3 protein-coding genes and 1 pseudogene are annotated in these 2,710 nt (G+C 70.1%); 1 reads left to right on the plus strand and 3 read right to left on the minus strand.

Annotation, left to right across the window (positions count from 1 at the left end):
• Position 1: 1 nt before the first annotated feature.
• On the minus strand, positions 2-178 hold the full coding sequence (locus ACWGIU_RS34860) for a hypothetical protein (RefSeq protein WP_453712108.1): 177 nt from the start codon (positions 176-178) through the stop codon (positions 2-4).
• A gap of 44 nt (positions 179-222) precedes the next feature.
• Between ACWGIU_RS34860 and ACWGIU_RS34865 the strand changes: the two are divergent.
• Positions 223-390 (plus strand): annotated as a pseudogene (locus tag ACWGIU_RS34865) (carbonic anhydrase); the annotation flags it as partial.
• Positions 391-433: 43 nt separating this feature from the next.
• Here the strand turns inward: ACWGIU_RS34865 and ACWGIU_RS34870 are convergent.
• Both ACWGIU_RS34870 and ACWGIU_RS34875 read right to left on the minus strand, forming a co-directional pair.
• Complete coding sequence (locus ACWGIU_RS34870; protein ID WP_453712109.1) at positions 434-1,732, minus strand: tryptophan 2,3-dioxygenase family protein; 1,299 nt, start codon at positions 1,730-1,732, stop codon at positions 434-436.
• Positions 1,733-2,053: 321 nt separating this feature from the next.
• Complete coding sequence (locus ACWGIU_RS34875) at positions 2,054-2,464, minus strand: rodlin (RefSeq protein WP_453712110.1); 411 nt, start codon at positions 2,462-2,464, stop codon at positions 2,054-2,056.
• Positions 2,465-2,710: the final 246 nt, after the last annotated feature.

Genomic DNA, 2,710 nt, shown 5'->3' on the forward strand with positions numbered 1-2,710 from the left:
ATCACCTGGCCTGGACGGTGTGCCCCGGCATGTGATCCGCCCCGCCCCCGCCCCCCCCCCGCTGCGCGTGCGCGCGCCGCGGGGGGCGGTAGCCGCGGCGGTCGCGGACCAGGCGTGCGGTGAGCTCGGTGAAGGCCCGGGCCGCGGCGCTCTCGTACGCGCTCTCCCGGCGCAGCAAACGTCAAGCTTCACCGGGGGCGCATCCCACCGCAGGGAGTGTCCATGCAGACCACGCGTCCTTTGCCCGCCCCGCGCGATCTCGCGGACGGCGTCGCTCTTTTCCAGCGCGAGGTGTTTCCGGCCAAGGCGGACCTCTTCGCCCACCTGGCGGGGGTGCACCGGCCGACGACTTTGTTCATCGGATGTTCGGACGCCCGGGTGGTGCCGGACGGCAAGTACCTTCCGACACGCCCCTTCTGACGTCCCCTCAGTCTCATCCTCCCGCGCCGCGGCGTCCCGCACCGAGCTGCCAGAACAGCCGGTTGTCCAGGCACTCGGCCAGATAGGGAACGCCCGCGGTGCCACCCGATCCGTGCGCCCCGCCGAGCATGCGCGCGGCGAGGCTCCGGTGGGTGGACTTCCATCGCTGGTGCCGCTCCTCCAGCCCACCGAGCGCGCCGCGGAAGCGGTTCCACTCGGCTTCGCCGAACCGGGCCGAGCGGCGCAGGTCCAGATAGGCCCGGACCACCGTGTCGTGTGCCTCGCCCTCCGCCTCGGCCCGTACGGCGGGGACGTCGGTGAAGGCTTCCGACCGCAGCCGCGGCGCGGTCGGGAGGCCGCACAGGATCTCGAAGCGCTTGTACTGTTCGGACTGGATGGCGCTGGCGCCCTGGGTGAACTCCCGGAAGGCGGAGAAGTGTCCAGGTCGCATGGTGGCCACCATCCGGAACAGTGCCGAGGCCCGCTCGAAAAGACCGGCGGCACGGTCCACATGGTCGGCCGCCGCGTCCAGCCGGGCGGCGCGCAGCGCCCCGATCGCCTCCCGTACGTCCGCCGCGATCGCCGTGAAGATCATTTCGTGGGCTTGGAGCGCCCTGATGAAGAAGTACTCGTCGTGCAGCACGTACACGGGCTGGACCGTCACGTCGAACCAGTGGCTCGCCTCTGTGGCCGTGGGCCGGGGAAGGAGCTCGGCGATGTCCGCCCAGCGGGACCACGGCACGTGGGCCGCCCGGGACGTCACATCAGCGGCATCCGGTACGCAGGGGTCGTGCGCCACGAATCGCAGGGCGTGGCGCAGCCGCTTTCGCAGGGTCGCCGGGTCCGGCGGATCCCGGTCCACGGATTCCCGCGATGTGTGCGGCTCCCGCGCTTCCCACGCTTCCCGCGCCGGGCCCTCCGCCTGGAGCTCGAAGCGTATGACGTCGGATATGAGCAGGGTGGCCATGCGGTCGGGGTCCGGCGCGTCGTCCGTTTCGCCCAGGTCATCCGTTTCGCCCAGAAGGAGCTCCAGCAGCGGCAGGGAAAGGTAGGTTCGGTTCCAGTAGCGCCCCTCGTGCTTGTCGAGCACGCAGTCGAGGAACGCCTGGAGGTGGGGCCGGCGGTCCGGGGCGTGCTGGTTCCGTATCTCACCAAGCCGAAGCAGGAGGGGCCGCGGCAGGAAATGTTTGCCGGTCCGTCGTACCTCTCGCGTGACGGTACGAGCCAGCCGCGCTCCGTCCAGGTCCCCGTCGGCTCCGTCCACGTGCCCGAGGGCCGCCCAGCGGTCCGTCCCTGCGTATTCCGGATTCATCTCCACTCGCCTCCTGGACCTGGTGGGCCTCACGCCTTCGGGGTGAAGCAGGAGATTCCAGTGGGCATGATCGGAACACCGCCCGTCACGTCTCGAACATCCGTGACTTGACAAGGCTGAAGGACATGCACAGATCCTCCGGCCCGGTCGGGCAGGAGGATCTGTGGCGTACCGTTCGGTGGCCACCCTGGCGGCCGGGCGGCCGCCGCGCGCCGGTGGCGGAGGCGGATCCGTGGAACCGTGGCTCCGAGTCGAACAAGCCGGGGCCCCGTGGGCACTCGCGCAGGCGTCGGAGGCCCCGGCTCGCACATGGGGACTGCGTCAGCTGCCGTTCGAGACGTTGCCCGAGAGGACCGGGATGTTGTCCAGGATGTGGGAGAGCGGCTCGTCACCCTTGGCCTGGGTGGAGTTCTCGGTGCACTGCTGGTTCTGCGGGTTCGACAGGACGTTGACGTCCTGGACACCGACGTTGACGAGGGCCAGGATCGACTGGGCGTTGACCTTCGCGGGCAGGCCGATGCAGGGCTTGTTCAGGGTGCCCTGGACGACGCCGAGCTGCGGGCTCAGGTCACCGTGGGTCTTCTGGTTGCCGTAGATCTGCTGGGCGTTGTTGCCGTTGACGGTGTTGATCCCGTTGTCGTTGCCGATGGCCATGGCCGGGGCGGCGAGGGCCGCGCCCGCGCCGACGATCGAGGCAGTGGCGGCGGCGGTGGCCATGAACTTCTTGATCATCAGCGGTCCTTCTGTCGCGCGAGTGCACGGTGATAAGCACCTTGATCAACGGCCGAGCGGCCCGCAGGTTGCGACGCTTCACCCGAACAGCCCCCTTGGACCGCCACGAGGGCAGGGTGGGGCGTCCGGGCGACGCCGGGCACACGTGGTGGACATGGACCTCCGTCTGCCCGAGTGGCCGGCCCGTCCAGTGCCTGTTGCGACAAGCGGCGGTCGGGGATGGCGGGAGAGCCGCTAGGCGTGTTC

It is taken from the genome of Streptomyces sp. NPDC054840, assembly GCF_053611065.1.